Origin of the sequence: Hyalangium versicolor (genome assembly GCF_020103695.1) — a bacterium.
Classification (GTDB): domain Bacteria; phylum Myxococcota; class Myxococcia; order Myxococcales; family Myxococcaceae; genus Hyalangium; species Hyalangium versicolor.
On sequence record NZ_JAHXBF010000008.1, the window covers coordinates 75,227 to 94,312 of the forward strand.

Consider the following 19,086-nt stretch of genomic DNA (forward strand, 5'->3'; position numbering starts at 1 on the left):
GTGCGCGAGCACCCCTGACTTTATGACCCCACGGGGGTGTTTCACCTTCGTCATGGTTACGCGGCAGGAAGGGCTGGGCCACGGGGTGAGGCACGCATGGCGACCGCTGATATGCATGGAAGTGAGGCACTGCAAGATGCCCCCCCTCCTGCGGAGACCGCTCATACGGTCATTCCCCCCTTTCCCGAGATCCTCCTGCAGGTGGGCTCCAGCCTCCACGCCGCGTTGATCATTGATCACCGCAAGCGCATCGCCCGGGTGGATGAGACGTTGAGGCTCGCCAGCGATTGGGAGGGCAAGGCCGTCGAAGGACGCTCCACCAAGGAGGTGCTCGGTACGCTCCCCTGGCTCCAGGAGGCACTCGACATCGCTCTCACTGGCAGACCGGCAGTAGGCTCGATGGATGGGGTGAAGGCCCTCATCCTTCCCGTCTTCGGAGCAGAGGGCCGGATCCTGGGGGCCTGTGCCTGCATGAGCGCGGCCGAGGACTCGAACGCCGCGCCTGCTGCCCGTGAGGATCTGGCCCTGGAGCTCGCCCGGACCCACCAGCGGTGCGTGGAGCTGGAGCGCAGCGTCGCGATGCTGCGCTCCACGTTCGACACGAGCACGGATGGCGTGCTCGTGGTGGGCAGGAACATGCGGATCACCGCCTTCAACAAGAAGTTCCAGCAGCTCTGGAGGCTGCCTGAGGAGTTCCTGCAGGAGGGGGTGGACGCCCAGAAGACCCTCGTGTGCGCGATCGGCCTCGTCAAGGATCCCGAGCGCTTCACCGCACGGATTCGCGAGATGTATGCGGATCCCGAGCAGGAAGGGGTCGACCTCGTCGAACTCCACAATGGAATCCTCCTGGAGCGCAACACGTGGCCCCAACGGGTGGGGGGCATCATCGTCGGCCGCATCTGGAGCTATCGCGACGTCACGGCGGAGCGCCGGGCCCGGGAGAAGCTGGAGCAGACAGTCTCTTTGCTCCGCGCCACGTTCGACTCCACCGCGGACGGCGTGGTGGCGGTGGACGTGGAGCGGCGGATCAGCGCCTACAACAAGCGATTCCAGCAGCTCTGGGGGCTGCCCGACGACGTGCTGCTGACGGGCGTGGACGCCATGCAGGCGGTCGTCGCCGCCGCTCCCCGGGTGAAGAACCCGGCGCAGTTCGTCGCGCGGCTCCAGGAGATGTTCCTGATCTCCGACCAGGAGTATGTCGACACGGTCGAGTTCCGCGACGGATGCATTCTCGAGCGCACGTCGCTGCCCCAACGGATGGGAGACACCATCATCGGCCGTGTGTGGAGCTACCGGGACGTGACGGAGGAGCGCCGCGCCAAGGAAGCGCAGGAGCGGTTGCTGGAGGCCGAGCAGCGAGCGCGAGCGCAAATGGCGGAGTCCCTCGCCCTGCTCGATACCTTCCTGAACAACACGCCCATCGGCATGGGCTTCCTGGACCGGGATCTGCGCTACATCCGGATCAACGACGCACTGGCCTCGCTCCATGGCCATACCCGTGAGCAGGAGCTGGGCCGGACGCTCCGCGAGGTAGCGCCCTCCGTGGCGCTCTCCGTTGAGCCACTCATGCGTCGGGTCCTGGAAACGAGCGAGCCGCTCATCGGACTGGAACTGACGGTAGAGGTACCGGCGACACCGGGACTGGTGCGCTCCTGGCGTGTCAGCTACTACCCCATCCGGACCCCGCTCGACGGGCTCGTGGGCGTGGGCGCCGTGGTGGTCGAGGTGACGGCGGAGCGCCGCGCGCAGCAGGAGCGTGAGCGGCTATTGCACGAGGCCCATGAGGCCATTCGGATCCGGGACGACTTCCTCTCCATCGCTTCGCACGAGCTGAAGACTCCCCTCACGCCCCTCAAGCTCCACCTGCAGATGCTCAAGCAGCGGTGCGACTCCGGGCAGCCCATTCCACCCCACCTCGCGGACAAGGCGCTCTCCCAGGTGGCCCGGCTCTCGGGGCTGATCTCCGATCTGCTGGATGCCTCGCAGGTGGAGGTGGGACAGCTCGCGGTGTGGCGCGAGCCCTTGCCCCTCCGGGAGCTCGTACGCGAGGTGCTGGCGGACTTCCGGCCCGCTTGCACCCACCATACGCTCGAGTACGAGGAGAGCCCGGAAGAGCTGATCATCGAGGGGGACCGGGGACGGATCTCCCAGGTGCTGACGAACCTGCTGGACAACGCCCTCAAGTATAGCCCCCTGGGCGGCCCCATCCGCGTGGCGCTCACTCGGGATGGGGCCGAGGCGCTCATCTCCGTCTCGGACGCCGGAATCGGTATCCCGGCGGATCAGCAGGTGCATCTCTTCGAGCGCTTCTTCCGGGCGCGCAACGCGCCCATCTCGGGGTTTGGAGGGCTGGGCCTGGGGCTCTACATCTGCCGGGACATCGTCGGCCGCCATGGAGGCCGCATCTGGGTGGAGAGCGAGCTGAGCCTCGGCTCCACCTTCCGCTTCACCCTTCCCCTGTTTCAAGCGACGCGCAACACCACCGCGGTGATGTTGTCGCTGCCCCCGGCCTCATAGGCGCCAGAGACGAGGGCTTCGCAAGCCTCGGAGACAGTGCCTGAAGACAGTCGAGCGATGAGCCCCTCCATGCCGAGTGGCTCATACAGTCCGTCCGAGCACAGCAGGTACACGTCTCCCGGTCGCAACTCCAGTGCCTGCACCGCCGGGTCCGCACGCTCGGTGCCCAGCGCGCGCGTGATGATGTGACCGAAGGCGCTCTGCTTTCGGGGGGGCGGCTCAAGGCCGGCCGCGCGCATCTCCTCCATCACCGAGTGGTCTCGCGTGAGCGCTTCGAGCTGCCCGCCGCGCAGCCGGTACAGCCGGCTGTCTCCCACGTGAGCCACCGCCGCGCCCTGCCTTCCTACGGCCAGGGCTACCACGGTGGAGCCCATCTCCTTCAAGGGCCCCACGCGCCGGGAGACCACCGCGCGCTGTGCCAGCGCCGTGCAGGCCTCCAGCAGATTCTCCTCCGCGCTGAGCCGCCGATCCGGCTTGTGCGGCCAGGTGGCCTCGGCGTCGCGTACCAGACGCTCCTTGAACGTCGTGAAGGCTTCCACCACGCATTGGCTGGCGACCTCTCCTCCTTCCTGGCCACCGACTCCATCCGCCACGACGAACAAGCCCAGCTCCGGCCGCACGCAATACGCATCCTCGTTCTGGGACCGCCGCCCGATGTGAGTGAGTCCCGCGCTCTCGATTTGCATCTCGTCCTCCTTGTTCCCTCAGGAAGAGCAAGCGGACGGCCACCTCCAAGCCCGCGAAAACACAGGGACATTTGGGGTCTCTACACCCCAGGTCGAGGCTTGGGAGGTACCTGGAGTGGGGGCGCTTCTCCCCACCCTGGCCGCGAGGCGAAACGGCGGTGGGCGGACGTGCACTCATGGGGCGCGACGTGGGCTCGTCTCTCGGCCGGTGGCGGGGGTGCTTGGGTCGGGCACGGCGGATCTTGATAAGGAGTTCTGGTAGAAAACTCCTGTAGTGCACTCTGAATGGGGTGCAACGGGGGGTGTTTGTGTCGAGCAACGATCTGGAACCCGTGCGTCCCGAGGGCGAGGTGTTGCGCGCGCTCGCCGACAAGATCACCGCGATGCTCGCTTACTGGGATTCCTCGCTCCGGTGCCGGTTCGCCAACCGCGCTTACGAGCGATGGTTCGGAGTTTCTCCCGAGGCACTGATAGGCAAGCACCTCAGCGAGTTGTTGGGACCGTTGTATGCGCTCAACCTGCCATACATCCAGGGAGCGCTGCGCGGCGAGCCGCAGGAATTCGAGCGAGAGATTCCCAATCCCGTTGGCGGTCCCCCTCGCTACAGCCTCGCGAACTACATCCCCGACATCGTGGACGGGGTGGTGCGTGGCTTCTACGTCCTCGTCACGGACGTCTCGGAGATCAAGCGAGCCCAGCTGGCGCTCCAGGAGTCCGAGGAGCGGTTCAGGCTCACCATCGACGAGGCGCCCATCGGGATGGCCCTGGTCGCACCTGGGGGACGCTTCGCCCGCGTCAACCGCGTGCTCTGCGAGATCGTCGGTTACACGGAGGAGGAGTTGATGGGACTCACCTTCGCGGCCATCACCCATCCCGAGGATGTCGGAGTGGATCGCTCGCTGGCGGGACTGCTCTCCCGGGGGGAGATCCCTCGATACCAGCGTGGGAAGAGATACATCCGCAAGGACGGGACGATCGTCGAAGTCATGCTCAGTGTCTCGCTCCTGCGCGGCCACGATGGCGCGCCTCGCTTCTATGTCGCCCAGATCGAGGACATCACCGAGCGGAAGCGCTTCGAGAAGGAGCAGAGGTTCCTGTCGGAGGTCGGCCTGGCCCTGGCCAACACCCTCGACTATGAGGAGACGCTGACGCGGATCGCCGATCTGGTGGTGCAGGATGTCGCGGACCTCTGCATCGTGGAGCTTGTCGAGACCAGCGAGGAGGCCCGGCGGATCAAGGTCACCTGTCGGGACTCCTCCAGGGCCTGTCTCTGCGAGCGGCTCTCACAGCCTCCGCATGATCGGCATCACCCGCACCTGCTGCAGTCGATTCTGGAGACGCGGCGGCCTGTTCTCATGCAGCACGCGTCGGTGGAGCTGATCGCGTCGCTGTCTCGGAGCGAGGAGTACCATCGTGCCCTTCAAGAGGCGGAGATCGGCTCCCTGGTCGCGGTGCCGCTCGTGGCGCGTGGGAGGCTCTTGGGGGCGATCGCCTGGGGGGCTTCGAGGGGCTCCACCGTGTACGGGCCCGCCGATCTCCGATTGGCTGAGGAGCTTGCACAACGGGCGTCGCTGTCCATCGAGAACGCGCGACTGTATCGCGCGGCCTGCCGTGCCACGCACGCCCGGGATGACGCTCTGGGGGTGGTGGCGCATGATCTGCGCAACCCCCTCAACAGCATCCTCATGCATACGCACATTCTCCGGAGCTGCCGGGAGGACACGGGGGGGCGCTCTCAAAAGGCGGTCGAGGCCATCGAGCGTTCGGCCATCCGGATGAGCCGCCTCATCCAGGATCTCCTGGACGTGTCGTGCATGGATGCGGGCCACCTGTCCGTCGAACAGGCACGGGTCTCCTCACAACAGGTTGTGTCCGATGCGGTCGAGACCCAGAAGCCGCTCGCCACATCCGCTTCGCTCGAGCTTCGGCTCGAGGTCGCGCCGAACCTCCCTGACGTCTGGGCCGATCACGACCGGCTCACCCAGATTTTCGAGAACCTGATCGGCAACGCGCTCAAGTTCACGAAGCCGGGCGGCCGTATCACCGTCGGAGCTGTACCGGCGGAGGGCGAGGTGCGGTTCTGGGTCGCCGATACGGGCAATGGGATCTCCGCCGAGGAAGTACCGCACTTGTTCGAACGCTTCTGGCAAGCCCGGAAAACCGAGCGGCGCGGAGCGGGTCTGGGCCTGCCGATCGTCAAAGGCATCGTCGAGGCCCACCACGGTCGGATTTGGGTGGAGAGCACGCCAGGGCAGGGGAGTACCTTCTTCTTCACGATCCCGACGGTGCACCGGGTGGCGGAATCGAGAAGGGCGTAACAACCGAAGGGCGCTCAGTCGGTGAGGGATTGGTAGACGAGCTGGCGCAGCTGCGGGCGGAGCGGGTAGGTGCTCGAGGGGAGGAGCTGGGTCATGAAGACCACGGTCAACTCCTCGGCGGGGTCGACCCAGAACGCGGTGCTCGCCATGCCGCCCCAGTGGTACTCGCCCACGCTCGTGAGCGTGCGGTAGGCGACCGGATCGATGACCACGGCGAAGCCCAATCCGAACCCCACGCCGTCGTACCGCGTCTCGGCGAACAGCGGCCGCCCGTAGACAGTGAGGTCCACGCCTCCGGGCAGGTGGTTGCGCGTCATGTAGCTGAGGGTTCGTGGGGAGAGCAGCCGCGTGCCGTCCAGCTCACCGCCGTTCAGCAGCATCCAGGTGAAGCGGGTGTAGTCGCGCGTCGTCGACACCAGCCCGCCGCCCCCCGATAGCCAGGGCGGAGGCATGGGGCTCCGGCCGAGGCCGTCGGAGCGGACCGGCTCGGTGAGGCCAGGCCCCATCCTGTACAGCGCGGCCAGCCGGTGCAGTTTGTCCGTAGGGCACCCGAACGTGGTCTCCGTCATCCCGAGCGGGCCCAGGATGCGCTCGGCGAAGAACGCGTCGAGCGATTGTCCGGAGATGACTTCCACGAGCCGGCCGAGGACATCCGTCGCCACCGAGTAGTTCCACTCCGCGCCGGGCTGGAACGCCAGCGGGAGCTCCGCCCACCCGCGGACGCAGGCGGCGAGATCGAAACCCTCGGGCGCGCCGATATCGAACCCCCGGACTCGGTAGATCTCATCGGTGACGTGGGTCCTGAGGAAGCCGTACGTCAGCCCGGCGGTGTGCGTGAGCAGGTGCCACACCCGGATGGGCTCCGTCGCGGGCACGGTGGCCGGTTTGGTCGCCGGCCCTCCGACGTAGACGCGCGGCTGGGAGAACTCGGGCAGCCACCGGCTGACGGGATCCGTGAGCTCGAAGGCTCCCTCCTCCCACAGCATCATCGCCGCGACGGACGTGAGGGGCTTCGTCATGGAGTAGATGCGCCAGAGCGTGTTCGTCTCGACGGGGCGTCCGGCTTCCTTGTCGGCGAGCCCGTAGGACGTCAGGTGCGCGACCTTGCCACGGCGAGAGACCATCACCTGCCAGCCCGCGAGCCGCCCGTCGTCGACGTACCGGCGGAAGTGCGTGTCGATGCGCTGCAGCCGCCGCGCGTCCAGGCCGACCTCCTTCGGGTCGACGTCGATGCCAAAGTCCGCCATGTGTTGAGGCTCCTCCACGCCCAGAGGGTTACCTCACGACTCGTGGGGAGGGATATCGATTTTCAGCGACAGTCCGGCGGGTGAAGCGATGTTCCAGGGCACACGCTTCTGTGAAGGACCCCGCTCTGGGATAGGCTCCCGTGCGGAGTAAGGATGGACATGGGGGGATGTCACCACGGCGCATGGCTCCTCCCGAGATGTGCCCCTGCTGCCGGAGGAACTCAGAATGACTGCAAACCGTTGGTTGGGACTGGCCACGCTGACCGTGCTGTTCGCCTCGAGCGCCTTCGCCCAGGCCGCGAGTCCGGTGGGGCGTTGGACCACCATCGATGACGAGACCAAGAAGCCCAAGTCCGTCATCGCCATCTACGAGGAGGGCGGCAAGCTGTTCGGGAAGATCGAGAAGATCTTCCCCGAGCCCAACGAGGAGCAGAACCCGGTCTGCAAGAAGTGCGAGGGGGCGCTCAAGGACCAGCCCATCATCGGCATGGTCATCATGCGCGACCTCAAGAAGGACGATGATGAGTGGTCCGGTGGAACGATTCTCGACCCGAACAACGGCAAGACCTACAAGGTCAAGCTCTCTATCGAGGACGGGGGCAAGAAGCTGAAGGTCCGCGGCTATATCGGCCTGTCCCTCCTCGGGCGCACCCAACACTGGGTCCGCGCCGAGTAGCTCTCGACGCTTCGCCCTGGCGTCGCACCAAGTTCCGCCCGTGGCGGGGCCTGAACGCTCAGGGTTCCACGGGCTGCGCTGGCTGCTCCAACAGTTCAACCGGAGCGGCCTGTGTTGCCTCGGTGGCGACGCGCTCGATGGTGACCTCGACGCCGGTGAGCGCCGCAGTCCCCGAGAGCTGATCGACGAATGCCGGCTCGGTGATGTCGTTGGCGGATACCCCGGCGTGGGCGTTGGCCACCCGGGTGCGAGTGCCGGGACGGCCGTGTCCCCAGCCGTGGGGCAGGCTGACCACGCCCGGCATCATCTCGTCACTGATCTCGACCGGCACCACCACCGCGCCGGTGCGCGAGGCGAGGCGGACCTTGTCGCCGTGAGTGATGCCTCGGGCAGCCGCGTCGCGCGGGTTCACCAGCAGGGTGCAGCGTGGCTTGCCCTTCACCATGCGGAAGCTGTTGTGGAGCCACGAGTTGTTGCTGCGCAGGTGGCGGCGCCCGACGAGGACGAGGCCACCTCCAGCGCCGTGCGCGGTCCATGAGGCGAGCCGCTCATCGAGGCGGGGCAGGTCGGCGACATAGGTCGCGGGCACCAGGTGGATGCGCTTGCCTCGCGTGTTGAGCCGCCCCGGCAGGCGCGGCTCGAGTGCGCCGAGGTCGATTCCGTGGGGTGAGGCGCGCAGCTTGTCGAGTGACAGCCCGGCGCTGCCCTTGAGCAGGCCATGAGGGCCGGTGCGAAGGCCGAGCGCGAGGAGGGTCTCGGGCGTGCTCCCGAGGAGGGTGCTTCGCAGTGCACGGGTGGCCATCGCCCCGAGTGGGCCACGTGGCGCCATCCAGCGAGCACTCAGCTCGGCGTAGATCTCCCAGTCATGCCGCTGATCAGGGCCGCGCTCGAACAGGGGCGGCGAGTACTTGGCGACATTGCGCACCGAGAAGGCGGCGAGCGCGGCGTCGTAGTGCGCCCGTTCGAGCGGAGAGGTTGGCGGCAGGATGAGGTGGGCGAAGCGTGTCGTCTCGTTGAGGTACGGATCCACCGAGACCATGAAGTCGAGCGTGGGCAGGAGCTTCTCGAGGCGAGGGCCGCCCGGCGATGACAGCACCGGGTTGCCAGCGCTGGTGATCAGGGCGCGGACCTGACCGGGACCAGGGGTCTCGATCTCCTCGGCGAGCGTGACGATGGGAAGCTCACCGCCGAACTCTGGGAGCTTGCTGACGCGGCTGGTCCAGCGCGCGTGGCCGCCGTCGTAGCCGAGGAATCGTGCGAACGGCACGATGTCGATCGCCGGCGTGGTGAACATCATGCCGCCGGGGGAGTCGAGGTGGCCGGTCACCACGTTGATCGCGTAGCACAGCCAGGCGGCGAGCCCGCCCAACTCCTGGGTGCAGATGCCGACACGGCCATAGAGCACGGCGCGAGGCGCGTCGGCGAACCCGCGTGCCACCTCGCGAACATCATCGGGCGCGATACCGGTGGCGGCGGCGGTCGCCTCGGGAGGGTAGCGCGCTGCGATGCGGCCGAGCTCCTCGATGCCCTCGGTGAAGTCAGCGAGGCGCCCGAGGCGGACACGGCCTTCAGCGTAGAGCACGTGCAGGAACGAGAGCAGGAAGGCGGCGTCGGTGCCGGGCCGGATGAAGAGGTGGCGATCAGCGACCCCAGCGGTCTCGGTGCGGCGCGGATCAATGACGACGAGGCGCCCACCCCGAGCGCGCATATCCTTGAGCCGCTGCTTGACGTTGGGCGCGGTCATGACGCTGCCGTTGGACACCAGCGGGTTGCCGCCAAGGACGATCATGTGCTCGGTCCGGTCGAGGTCCGGCACCGGCATGAGCAGCTGGTCGCCGAACATCATCAGCGCGGCGAGCATGTGGGGGAGCTGATCGATCGAGGTCGCCGAGGAGGCGTTACGGGTGCCCAGGCGGCGCAGGAAGAGCTGGCCGTGGAGCATCAGGCCCAGGCTGTGGGCGGTGGGGTTGCCCTGGTACGTCGCGATGGCGTCGATCCCGTAGGCGTCGCGCACCGCGCGCAGGCGCTCGATGGTGAGATCGAACGCCTCGTCCCACGGAATCTCACGCCAGTTGGAGCCCTCCCGCAGCATCGGTCGGCGCAGGCGATCCGGGTCGTAGTGCAGGTCCGCGAGCGCGGTGGCCTTGGGGCAGATGTAGCCGCGCGAGAACGGATCCGCGTCGTCACCCCGGATCGAGACGACCTGATCGCCCTCGACCTCGATCGCGACGCCGCAGGTCGCCTCGCAGAGGGTGCAGCTGCGATAGTGGGTGGTGGGCATGGGCTCGCTCCTCGACCTCGTTCCGGCCCGGGACTGTAGCGCGAAGCCCGAGGCGAGGAGCGGTGCTCACAGCTGACGGTTGCAGCGCTCTCAGTTGCGAGTGGGGGTCCACTCCAGATTCAGATACGCGTGCTGCCGCAGCAGGCCTGGAACGAAGGCGAACTCCTGATCCACCAGCCGGGCATCGGGCAGCCGCTGCGTCAGGACCTCCATGGCGGTGTGGAGCTCCTGCTTGGCGAGGCCCGAGCCCACGCACACGTGCGTGCCCTTGCCGAAGGCCACGTGATGGGCCGCGTTGGAGCGCTCGAGCTGGAAGCTGTCCGGGTTGGCGAAGCGCCCCTCATCCCGGTTGGCGGAGATGAAGGCGATCATCACCCGGGCTCCCGCGGGGATATCCACCCCGCCGACGTTCACTGCCTCGGTCGTCGTCCGGTGCAGCCCCCAGAAGGGGGATTCCAGCCGCAGGGCCTCGTCGACGGCCTGGGGAATGAGCGCCGGCTCCGCAGCCAGGCGCTTCCAGAGCCCGGGCTGCTGCAACAGCACCCGGGTCGCGATGCCCAGCGAGCTCGTCAGCGTCGCCCGCCCAGCGATCACCGCGCCGGAGATCATTCCCGCCAGCTCCTCGGTGGTGAGCTCCTCCTGGCTGAGCAGGTTGGTGACGAGTTGGCTCATGGCGTCGTCCCGGCCCTTGCCCTGGCGCTCCCGGATGCAGTCGGCCACATAGCGCTGCAGCTCCACCACCTGGCTCGCGCAGTCCCGCTGCTGCTCGGGCGGCATCGACGCGAAGAGCAGCAACACCCATGCATCACCCCACTTGCGGAAGGTGTGCAGCATGGACTGGGGAATATCCATCCACGACAGGATGATGCTCATGGGCAGGGGGAAGGTGAACTGCTCCACCATGTTGGCCCGCCCATCATTGATGAAGCCATCCACGAGCCGGTTCGTCGTCGCGAGGATATGGGGCGCGAGGGAGCGGATGGCCTCCTGGGAGAAGACCTTCTTGAAGTGGGCGCGCCGGCGCGTGTGGATGGGGGCGTCCTCGTTCACGAGCGGCGGATCCCGGTAGTGGCTGTCCCGGAGCAGCGCCTGCACCTCTGGCACGAGCGCCTCGCGATTCACTGCGAGGTTGTTCGCTGAGGAGAAGCGCTTCGGATCCTGGAGGACGGTATAGAGGTCCTCGTAGCGCGTCACGACCCAGGCCTGGAGGATGTCGCTGAAGAAGACGGGTTGCGCGGTCCGGGCCTGGGTGAAGAACGGATGCGGATTGTCGCGAAGCGGAGGGATGAACGGATGAAAGGTATTGATCGTGCCGAGGTTCATGGGCTGTGACTCTGGTGTTTTGACTTCGCGGGCAACTCCACATCAGGACGCGTCTACAAGTGCTGATATCATCTCATGTATCAGCCTCCAGCAAGGCCTTGAGATTGCCGTACGCCAACGCGAGCGGCCGGCGTGACAAATACGAGAAGAGCCCGTCGAACAGCCGCAACGGGCCCGGCAATGTCAGCTCACCGGACTCGGTGACCAGGGTGCCTCCGGGGGCCGGCTCGAACGACCGGGTGCCGACATAGGGCATCGTCGAGCCCGCGGTGCTGCGCACGCGGATGCTCCGAGGGAACTCGAACTCCTCGATGTCGAAGTACCACACCCACTTCCGGCCGAAGGACTGGCGCACTTCGATGAACGTCGAGCCCTTTCCCAGCGGTCCGGGAGAGGTGATGCGCACCTCCTTGATCTCCGGCTGCCAGCGCAGCTCGTTGGTCAAGTTGGTGACGTACGCAAACACCTGCTCCACGGGACGGCGGATGAAGACGCTATGCGAAACTCGCATCCAGCTCACCGGCTTCGCTCGAGGCGCGCTGGGCGGCCAGGTAGGCCCGCAGGCCGGCCTCTCCCCGCGGCATCGTCCACCGGTGATTCCAGGCGAAGATGGGCTTGAGCAGCCAGCTCGTGTAACGGATCAGCGGCTTGGAGACCGAGACGCTCCACTGGATGTCGATCCACGTCCCGTCTTCCGTGGAGCTGAAGGTCGCCCGCCAGATGCCCTCGAAGTCCCCGTGCGTGCGGATCTCGATCTCCCGCCCCGGCTCCAGCACCATGGGCTCGAGCGTGAAGTGCAGCTGGTACGGCAGAAGCCCCCGGGCGCGCGCCCTCACACAGGCGCCCGACCACGAGTCCTCTCCCGGATCAACGAGCGACACCTCTTGATAGACCCCGGACCACCACTCGGGGAGCTTTGTCGCGTCCACCACCACCTGCCACACCTCGCCGGGGGTGAAGCCAGGAATCTCCCAGTGCTCGTTGAAATGGTACCAATTGCTTTCCATGTCACGCTGCCTGATTGTGGGGAAAGGTCGCAAAATTTAGGAAATCGGGAGAAGCCATTATCAACGGTGAATAAAAAAATTCAAGATCCTTCAAGCTGGGGGAAGACCCAAAGTGAAGAAAGTCGCGCGAGCGCGTTCTCGGAGTGGTGAGGTGGATCAGCGCGCTTCTCTCCTGTCGGAGAGTGTCGGGTGATAGACGAGTCGCAGTCATGACCGCGCCCGGAACCCTGATCGCCTCCATCTGTGGCCTCTACCTGCTGGCGGTGATCACCCCCGGGCCGAACACGTTCATCGTGACGCGTTTGGCACTGTCCGCCTCGCGCCGGCACGCGGCCTGGGCCGTGCTGGGAATCGCTCTGGGGAACGCGGCGTGGCTCTGCGTCATCCTGGGCGGGGTGGCCGTACTCCTTCAGCAGATCCCGGGTGGGATGCGCGCCGTGCGCTATGTGGGTGGGGTGTATCTCGTCTATCTGGGCGTGAAGGGGCTGCGCTCCGCCCTCAAGGCCCCAGTGGCTTCCTCAGAGGCTCCGGCCATGGCTTCGGCCATGGCTCCAGAGATGGCTCCCGTGGAGCGGGCGCTGGCGGGTGAGGAAGACCGGCCGTTTCGCAGTGGGCTGTTCGCCAGCCTGTCCAACCCGAACACGATGCCGTTCTATCTGAGTATTCTCGCTCCCACAGCGGCGCCGGAGATTCCCCTGTGGGTGCGCGTGGTAGCCGCCGCGAGCATCGTGACCATCGCCATGGCGTGGTACGGGACGCTGGCCTGGGGCCTGTCCACCGGGCATGTCCGGCGGGCGTACTCCCGCCGGGAGCCGATCATCCGCCGGGTGCTCGCGCTGGTGCTGGTGGTCTACGGAATCCGGCTGTTGGTTTCGGGCTAGGGCCGCTCGTGGGTCGTGGCGGCCCCGCCCCGCGCGGAGGACACGCGCTCCACCAGGGTCTCCACCGCATGCTCGCGCACTCGGAGGAGGGGACCCGGGATCACTCCTCCCACGAAGACCAGGGCAAACAATCCCAGGGCCGCGATGCGCTCGCGCGGCAGCAGATCCTCCACTGTCTCGAGCAGCAACTTCTGCTCCTCGCCCACCCCTCCCAGGAAGGTCTTCTGGAAGGCCCGGAAGAGGGTGATGGCGCAGAGCGCCGTCGTGAGCAACATGGGCAGTGACACCAGCGGGTGGGCCTCCAACACACCGTGGAGCAGCAGATCCTCACCCACGAAACTCAGAGTTCCCGGGAATCCCAGGCTCGCGAAGCTCAGCAGGAAGAAGAAGGCGGCCATCCGGGGCGCCTTGCGCACCAGTCCCCCCAGCCGCGTCATATCCGTGGTCCCCGTCCGTGCCCCGAGCACTTGCACCACCAGCTTCAGCCCTGTCAGCGCCACGCCGGTCGCCACGCTCTGAAGCAGCACCCCGGCCACGCTCTGCGTGTTCATCGTCGCCAGCCCCGCCAGCATCAGCCCGGACTGGCTCACCATGAGGAAGCCCACCGTGCGGCGCAGATCCACCTGCGCCAGCGCCAGCACCGCACCGTAGAGCCCGCTGAACAGGCCCACCGCCGCGAGCAACGTTCCTCCGGCGGCCCACTCCACCGGCATCAGGGGGATCACCCCTCGCACCAGCAGGAACAGCCCCGCGTGCACGTTTACCAGCAGCAGGCTCAGCCCGAACGGCCCTCGCGCCATGAGCACCGGCAGCCACGAGTGGAAGGGCACTACCGCCATCCGCACACACGCCGCCAGTAGCAGCAGCCCGAAGAGCACCGGCTGCCACGAGCCCGGAACGCCGCGAGCCGCCAGCCCCGTCAGCTCGAACGGATTCTCGATACCCGCGCGCAAGCCGAGCACGCCCAGCAGCACCGTCACCAGCAGCAGCGGCAAGGTCCCTGCGAGCATGTAGGTCCGGAAGGTCAGCAGGGCCCGGGACTCCGGTCGCGCTCGTGCGCTCCGGGAGACGAGCACCCAGGCCGGCACCAGCGTGGCCACCCAGAAGGCCGACAGCAGCGCCAGATCCTGCGTGCAGAAGAAGCCCAGTGTCGCGCTCTCGGTGAGCAGCAGCACCGCCAGCGTGTGCCGATCCAGCATCTGCCGGGGGCCCGCCGCCACCAGGCCCAGGGTGAGCAGCGCGGTGAGCGACATCGCCACGACACTGGCGCCATCCACGCCCAACTGGAGCAGTACGCCCAGCAGCGGCACCCGGCCCCACGCGTCCACGAGCTGCGGACCTGGCTGGCCGCTCCGGAACAGCCCGATCGCTACGCCCGCGAGGGCCAGGGTGACGGCCGACACGCCGATGGCCAGCTGGCGCGCGCGTGCAGGCTGACGGATCCACGCGAGCGTCGCGGCCCCCAGGGCCGGCACCGCCACGAGCATCGAGAGAAGAGGAAGGGACGTCGCCTGCATCACACAGCTCCTGTCGACTCGCCGTTCGATGAACGATCGGCTGTCAGCACCTCGGTCTCAGGCGTGGTGCGAGGCGCGGGCTTCGAGGTCCAGCCGCTCAGCGCACCCACCCAATACCTCTCGACCTGATCGATCCACTGTCCCAGGCGGAGCAGCGGACGCATCGCCCAGCTCTCGTGCAGCACCTCCAGGGCGAAGCGTTCCAGCGCCAGCCGGTAGAGGCGCCGCACCAGTCCCTGGGGGAGCGCGCGGTGCACCACCGCCACGGCCGGAGCCTGCGCCGCCTGGAGCGCTGACCGGCGGGCCTGCACCTCGCGCAGCGCCGAAGGGGCCCGTAGCAACTGCAAGCACCGGAGGCACGCATGCGCCACCAGGTGCACCAGCGCCAACTGGTACAGCCCCAGACCCACCTCGGCGAAGATCAATCCCACCTGGGTGAGCACTCCGTACGCCAGCGCGCTCTTCACATCCGTCTGCACGCGCCAGGCGAGCGTGGCGTGCACGGCCGTCACCAGTCCCACCCCCACCAGCGCGATGGACACCACAGGAGAGGACGCCAGCAGCGGCGCGGCCCTCAGCAGCAGGTACACGCCCGCATGCACCGAGAGCGCTCCATAGAAGAGGGCGCTCGAGGGCGTCGGCCCCTCCATCGCCCGGGGCAGCCAACTGCTGAAGGGGAACTGGGCCGACTTGCCCATGGCCGCCACCACCAGGCAGAGCCCCAGCACCGTCATCTGTACCTCGCCCGCCGCCACGGCTGGACCCGGCCACGGCTTCGCTCCGAGCGCCTCTGTCCACTCGGCCGTCCCCAGCCAGTGGTGCAGCAGCACCGCGCCCACCAGCAGGCCCATGTCGCACAGCCGGTAGATGGTGAAGGCCCTCAGCCCGGAGCGCACCGGAGTCGTCCGCTCCTGGAAGAAGGCGATCAGCATCACCGACGACAGGCCCACCATCTCCCAGCCCGCGAAGAGCAGATCCGCGCTCCCCGCCTCCACCAGCAGCAGCATGCCCGTGGCGAAGAGCGCCAGCAGCAGGAAGAAGCGCGCGAAGCCCTGCTCACGGTGCAGGTAGTTCACCGAGAACCGGCCGATGAGCAGGGTGATGGCGCTGACCAGCACCATCATCGTCAGCGACAGGCGATCGAAGAGGAAGGACACCTCGAAGCTGTACTCGCCGGCGGAGAACCACGGCCCCAGGTTCAGCACCAGCACATCCTGGTGGCGCGTCAGCAGGATGATCGCCGTCGCCGCCGAGCTCACCAGCGACAACCACAGCGAGCGGAGCACCCAGGCCGACACAGCCCGCTCCCGCGGAGCGCGGGACAGCAGCAGGGTGCAACCCAGCAGCAGGAGGGCCAGCGCGGGCCAGAGGGGCACTGAGGCAGCGAGCAGCCCCACCTCGAAATCACTGAGCTGCATGGACGGAATCCCCAACATGGTGAGAGGGAGCCCGGCGCCGTTTCACGGGGGACTCCAACGTGGTGTCGATCAACGCAGGCGGTAGGAAGTCCCGCTGCCCGCGGTACCACTCGGGCGAAGCGGAGACCACCGGCAGCGGTGCCTCGGGCGGGGTGACGGGCTGGAAGCCTCGGGGCGTGAAGCGCTGCATGACGCCCGTCTCGGGGTCCACGCTCACCAACTGCACCCAGCCGTTGCCAACGAGCTCACGCACCTCGGGCTGGCGCTCGTAGATGCCCCCGAGCACCGCCGGGCTTGCCTCCACGATGATGAGCAGGCGCACTGGCTCGTGGATCTCGATCATCTGCCGAGGCAGCCCCGTGCGCAGATCGCTCTCCACCCCGTCCATCACCCCGAGCAGGCCGGTGAGGTTGTGGGGCAGCTTGGTGCCACACCCATAGCGGTCGTTGTCGACGCAGGAGAAGTAGTACTCCAGGTTGATGCCGGCTCCCACGGGCCCGACCGCCGCCAGGATGCGCTCCAGGATGGAGCCCGTGGCGTCGATGGTCGGGTCGTACGAGACGAGGAAGGAGCGGCGATCCAGGAACAGCCCCCGCGTCAGCGCGCGGCGGCCCACGACGCAGGCCGCGTTCGTGACGTGACCCAGCTCCGGCCGGGCCTGGCTCAGGTCCGCCGCGCGCTCCTCCACGTGCCGCAGCGCCGCGGAGGGCGAGAGCGAGAGGGGGGCGGACGCGAAGCGGCGGCAGCGCTCGTGCGCGGAGAGCGTCCGCGCCCGGTCCATCATCTTCCGGAACACTACCAGCTCTTCACGAAGCGACGCGGGGAGCAGCTCCGTGTCGGAGAGCACCACCTCGTCCGTGGTGGTGTTGTGGAGCCCGCCGACGAAGGCGGTGGTGTCGGGAATGTCGATGCCGCGCGTGCGGAGCACCGCCCGCACCTCGGGTCGGTTGGCCATCTCCGCGAAGAGGCGAGCGTTGGGGCCTCCGTGCTGACCGCCGCAGGCGCCGCAGTCGTACGCGGACTGGTGCGGGTTGTTGACGCTGATCGCGCCGTGGCCCAACAGCACCACCAGCGGGGCGAAGTTCTTCACCAGCCCCACGTTCTGCAGCGTGGCGGCCACGCGATCCGCCTGCTCGGTCACCGTGAAGCCCGTGGGCTTGATGTCCGCAGCCGGGGGCGTGTCGTCCGTGCGATGACCCGTCAGCACCGTTCGCGGAGCGGGCAGCATCTTCCGGGACAGGGCGCGGCGCATGCGATCCACCGTGCGCGGGAAGAACAGGTGCAGCGGCAGCAGCAGCGCGGAGAGCAGACCCAGCAGCGGCGTCAGCAGCCAGCCCAGCTCCAGCGAGTGTGAGCCCATGTGCAGCCCGTGATCGAACCGGGCCCACAGGGCGCGCAGCCTCGCGCGAGCCTGGGCCAGATGCCCGTGGTCCGGGTGCGGGCGCTCCATTACCTGGTGCCGAGGCGTGACGACCACCGGGCACAGGGCGGCGCTGGCGGCATCGTCCAGGCCTCGGAAGTCCATCGCGACGCCGAAGAAGCCCGCCACGCCGAACGTCTCGTGCCGGGGGCTGAGCTCCTCGAAGTGACGGCGGATCGCCTCCTCGCGATCGTCTATGCAGAAGAGCACCTGGAAGTGCGGATCCCGCACCTTGCGCAGCGCCTCCGGGCGGCGGCGGTTCTGTGCCACGCCCTGGAGCACCTGCATCCGGTAGTGGTGCTCGTAGGCCTCCTGCCACACCCGGCGGCGTTCGGTAGCGTCGAAGGCGTCGAGCCAGGCGAGCAGTGCCTGGCGCCGGGGCAGTGGGAAGTCCGTCACCTCCAGGGCCGTCATGCCCGCCAGTTGCGCGAACTGGAAGAGGCGCCAGCTGCCCGCCTCCGCCGGTCGATCGAGCTGGGAAGAAGGCGGGGGCGCCAGACGCCGGGCCTGCTCCATCAGCCCCGCCAGCGGGCCGGTGTAGCCCATTCGCCGCCGCGCCACATCGCGCAGGGCGAAGAGCTCCAAGGTGAGACGCACGGCCAGGAAGTCCATCAGCGAAGCCGGAGGTGCGCCCGCGGGCCGATCCCCAGGGTGGGTCTCCAGCCGGCTCATCATCCCGGCCCAGCCAGGCAGCGCGAGCAGCACGCGAGTGAGGGCATGCTCCCAGTGAGCGTCGGGGATGCCCAGCTCATCGAGCGCTGCCAGCACCACATCCCGAGCAGACAGGTTCCGGGCCTCGGACTGGGCGAGCTCCTGCTCCAGTCCCGCGAGCCACGGCGGCAGCACACCGCTGCCCCGCAGTTTCATGGCGCGCCAGGCGAAATAGAGCCCGCGATCGCGGTCGGGCATGCTCCAGTGCGCCACACCTTGATCGAGGAAGGCCGAGCACGCCCGGATGAGGTGCGGGTGCACCAGGTCCGCCACGTCCTCGCCCGTCACCTCCCGTAGCACCTCGCGGTGGCTGCGCACCGGCTCCGCTTGCTCTTCCGCTGCCTGGGGCTTCGTCTGGAGCAGCGGGGTGCGGCACGCCGCCCACAGCGCGCTGACTGCGAAGGCTTCGGGATTGCGGCGCAGCCTCTCCTTCAAGGAGGGCAGGGTGCCGTCACCGCCAAAGGCCGCCGCCAGTGCCTGTGCGGCATCGGTGCTTGCCTCCAGCGAAGGTCCCAGCAGGGCCTTCGCCAGATCAGCCAGCGTCCAGTCCCGGCCCACGCGCTCCATCCACGCGCGCAGCCCTTCGGTGGAGCGCTGGAGGAACCGCACCCGCGTGGTTTCGGGCACATCCTCGCGAAGCCGCTGCGAGGCGGCCAGCTCGGCCATGCGCCAGCGCAGCGAGGCCGCGGTCTCCACGGGCAGCGGATAGAGCATCGCCAGCCGCTCCAACTCCCCGCGCTCGATGGGGCCCGGGGCCAGCTCCACCACGGACTCGCTCGCATCCCGCTCGGCCAGGGCCGCATCCAGGTCCGCGTCGGTGATGCGCCCCTGCTGGTAGAGCTCGCGATAGCGGGACTCGGGCAGGTAGGACTCCGTGCCAAAGGTCGCGCTCGCGGCGGCCAGGGCCTCGTGGAAGGGCAGGTGCTGGAAGGCGTGCAGCGTGTTGTGGTGCACGAACACCCCAATGGGGCCCTGGATCGGGAGCAGGTGGGCCGCGTGGGCCAACACCTGTCCCAGCCGCTCTCCGCGCTCTCCGGCGGGAACGTGATCGGCAACGTGATGCGGTTGACTCATGGCGTGAGGC

The 19,086-nt window shown here is 68.0% G+C and carries 13 protein-coding genes; 4 read left to right on the top strand and 9 right to left on the bottom strand.

What is annotated here, in order from left to right; translation table 11 throughout:
* Nucleotides 1–96 precede the first annotated feature (96 nt).
* Nucleotides 97–2,517: a PAS domain-containing sensor histidine kinase gene (locus KY501_RS18035; protein ID WP_224364418.1), complete on the top strand. Its 2,421-nt coding sequence runs from the start codon at nucleotides 97–99 to the stop codon at nucleotides 2,515–2,517.
* Here the strand turns inward: KY501_RS18035 and KY501_RS18040 are convergent.
* Entirely contained in the window at nucleotides 2,463–3,203 is a 741-nt protein-coding gene (locus tag KY501_RS18040; RefSeq protein WP_224364419.1) for a PP2C family protein-serine/threonine phosphatase, read from the bottom strand. The genes KY501_RS18035 and KY501_RS18040 overlap by 55 nt on opposite strands.
* Before the next feature lie 308 nt (nucleotides 3,204–3,511).
* Between KY501_RS18040 and KY501_RS18045 the strand changes: the two genes are divergently transcribed.
* On the top strand, nucleotides 3,512–5,521 hold the full coding sequence (locus KY501_RS18045) for a PAS domain-containing sensor histidine kinase (RefSeq protein ID WP_224364420.1): 2,010 nt from the start codon (nucleotides 3,512–3,514) through the stop codon (nucleotides 5,519–5,521).
* A 14-nt stretch (nucleotides 5,522–5,535) separates the two neighbouring features.
* Here KY501_RS18045 and KY501_RS18050 read toward each other — a convergent pair whose 3' ends face one another.
* On the bottom strand, nucleotides 5,536–6,768 hold the full coding sequence (locus KY501_RS18050; RefSeq protein ID WP_224364421.1) for a serine hydrolase domain-containing protein: 1,233 nt from the start codon (nucleotides 6,766–6,768) through the stop codon (nucleotides 5,536–5,538).
* A gap of 226 nt (nucleotides 6,769–6,994) precedes the next feature.
* Here KY501_RS18050 and KY501_RS18055 point away from each other — a divergent pair, with 226 nt between their 5' ends.
* The gene (locus KY501_RS18055) at nucleotides 6,995–7,444 is read left to right on the top strand and encodes a DUF2147 domain-containing protein (protein WP_224364422.1); all 450 of its coding nucleotides are present in this window, start codon (nucleotides 6,995–6,997) and stop codon (nucleotides 7,442–7,444) included.
* Nucleotides 7,445–7,502: 58 nt separating this feature from the next.
* Here KY501_RS18055 and KY501_RS18060 read toward each other — a convergent pair whose 3' ends face one another.
* From KY501_RS18060 to KY501_RS18075, 4 genes are all read right to left on the bottom strand, one after another.
* Nucleotides 7,503–9,725 carry a molybdopterin oxidoreductase family protein gene (locus tag KY501_RS18060; RefSeq protein WP_224364423.1) on the bottom strand — a complete coding sequence of 741 codons (2,223 nt, stop codon included), beginning with the start codon at nucleotides 9,723–9,725 and terminating at the stop codon, nucleotides 7,503–7,505.
* A gap of 90 nt (nucleotides 9,726–9,815) precedes the next feature.
* Complete coding sequence (locus KY501_RS18065) at nucleotides 9,816–11,048, bottom strand: cytochrome P450 (RefSeq protein WP_224364424.1); 1,233 nt, start codon at nucleotides 11,046–11,048, stop codon at nucleotides 9,816–9,818.
* A 73-nt stretch (nucleotides 11,049–11,121) separates the two neighbouring features.
* Nucleotides 11,122–11,559, bottom strand: coding sequence for an SRPBCC family protein (locus KY501_RS18070; protein WP_224364425.1), 438 nt, complete (start codon nucleotides 11,557–11,559; stop codon nucleotides 11,122–11,124).
* Entirely contained in the window at nucleotides 11,543–12,055 is a 513-nt protein-coding gene (locus KY501_RS18075; protein ID WP_224364426.1) for an SRPBCC family protein, read from the bottom strand. Before KY501_RS18075 ends, KY501_RS18070 begins: the two co-directional genes overlap by 17 nt.
* A gap of 209 nt (nucleotides 12,056–12,264) precedes the next feature.
* On the opposite strand from KY501_RS18075, the gene KY501_RS18080 reads away from it, so the two are divergent.
* Nucleotides 12,265–12,936, top strand: a complete 672-nt coding sequence (locus KY501_RS18080) for a LysE family translocator (protein ID WP_224364427.1) — start codon at nucleotides 12,265–12,267, stop codon at nucleotides 12,934–12,936.
* Here KY501_RS18080 and KY501_RS18085 read toward each other — a convergent pair.
* From KY501_RS18085 to KY501_RS18095, 3 genes are read right to left on the bottom strand one after another with little or no spacing between them, the layout of a single operon-like run.
* Nucleotides 12,933–14,453, bottom strand: a complete 1,521-nt coding sequence (locus KY501_RS18085; RefSeq protein WP_224364428.1) for a complex I subunit 4 family protein — start codon at nucleotides 14,451–14,453, stop codon at nucleotides 12,933–12,935. The genes KY501_RS18080 and KY501_RS18085 overlap by 4 nt on opposite strands.
* Nucleotides 14,453–15,871, bottom strand: coding sequence for a proton-conducting transporter transmembrane domain-containing protein (locus KY501_RS18090; protein WP_224364429.1), 1,419 nt, complete (start codon nucleotides 15,869–15,871; stop codon nucleotides 14,453–14,455). The genes KY501_RS18085 and KY501_RS18090 overlap by 1 nt, the downstream gene beginning before the upstream one ends.
* On the bottom strand, nucleotides 15,858–19,076 hold the full coding sequence (locus KY501_RS18095) for a YbcC family protein (protein WP_224364430.1): 3,219 nt from the start codon (nucleotides 19,074–19,076) through the stop codon (nucleotides 15,858–15,860). The genes KY501_RS18090 and KY501_RS18095 overlap by 14 nt, the downstream gene beginning before the upstream one ends.
* Nucleotides 19,077–19,086: the final 10 nt, after the last annotated feature.

Excerpts from the sequence above, each read along its gene's own strand:
- KY501_RS18035 (WP_224364418.1), top strand. The coding sequence starts at position 97 with ATGGCGACCGCTGATATGCATGGAAGTGAGGCACTGCAAGATGCCCCC.
- KY501_RS18080 (WP_224364427.1), top strand. The coding sequence starts at position 12,265 with ATGACCGCGCCCGGAACCCTGATCGCCTCCATCTGTGGCCTCTACCTG.
- KY501_RS18040 (WP_224364419.1), bottom strand. The coding sequence starts at position 3,203 with ATGCAAATCGAGAGCGCGGGACTCACTCACATCGGGCGGCGGTCCCAG.
- KY501_RS18090 (WP_224364429.1), bottom strand. The coding sequence starts at position 15,871 with ATGCAGCTCAGTGATTTCGAGGTGGGGCTGCTCGCTGCCTCAGTGCCC.
- KY501_RS18085 (WP_224364428.1), bottom strand. The coding sequence starts at position 14,453 with ATGCAGGCGACGTCCCTTCCTCTTCTCTCGATGCTCGTGGCGGTGCCG.
- KY501_RS18070 (WP_224364425.1), bottom strand. The coding sequence starts at position 11,559 with ATGCGAGTTTCGCATAGCGTCTTCATCCGCCGTCCCGTGGAGCAGGTG.
- KY501_RS18065 (WP_224364424.1), bottom strand. The coding sequence starts at position 11,048 with ATGAACCTCGGCACGATCAATACCTTTCATCCGTTCATCCCTCCGCTT.
- KY501_RS18055 (WP_224364422.1), top strand. The coding sequence starts at position 6,995 with ATGACTGCAAACCGTTGGTTGGGACTGGCCACGCTGACCGTGCTGTTC.
- KY501_RS18050 (WP_224364421.1), bottom strand. The coding sequence starts at position 6,768 with ATGGCGGACTTTGGCATCGACGTCGACCCGAAGGAGGTCGGCCTGGAC.
- KY501_RS18060 (WP_224364423.1), bottom strand. The coding sequence starts at position 9,725 with ATGCCCACCACCCACTATCGCAGCTGCACCCTCTGCGAGGCGACCTGC.
- KY501_RS18075 (WP_224364426.1), bottom strand. The coding sequence starts at position 12,055 with ATGGAAAGCAATTGGTACCATTTCAACGAGCACTGGGAGATTCCTGGC.
- KY501_RS18095 (WP_224364430.1), bottom strand. The coding sequence starts at position 19,076 with ATGAGTCAACCGCATCACGTTGCCGATCACGTTCCCGCCGGAGAGCGC.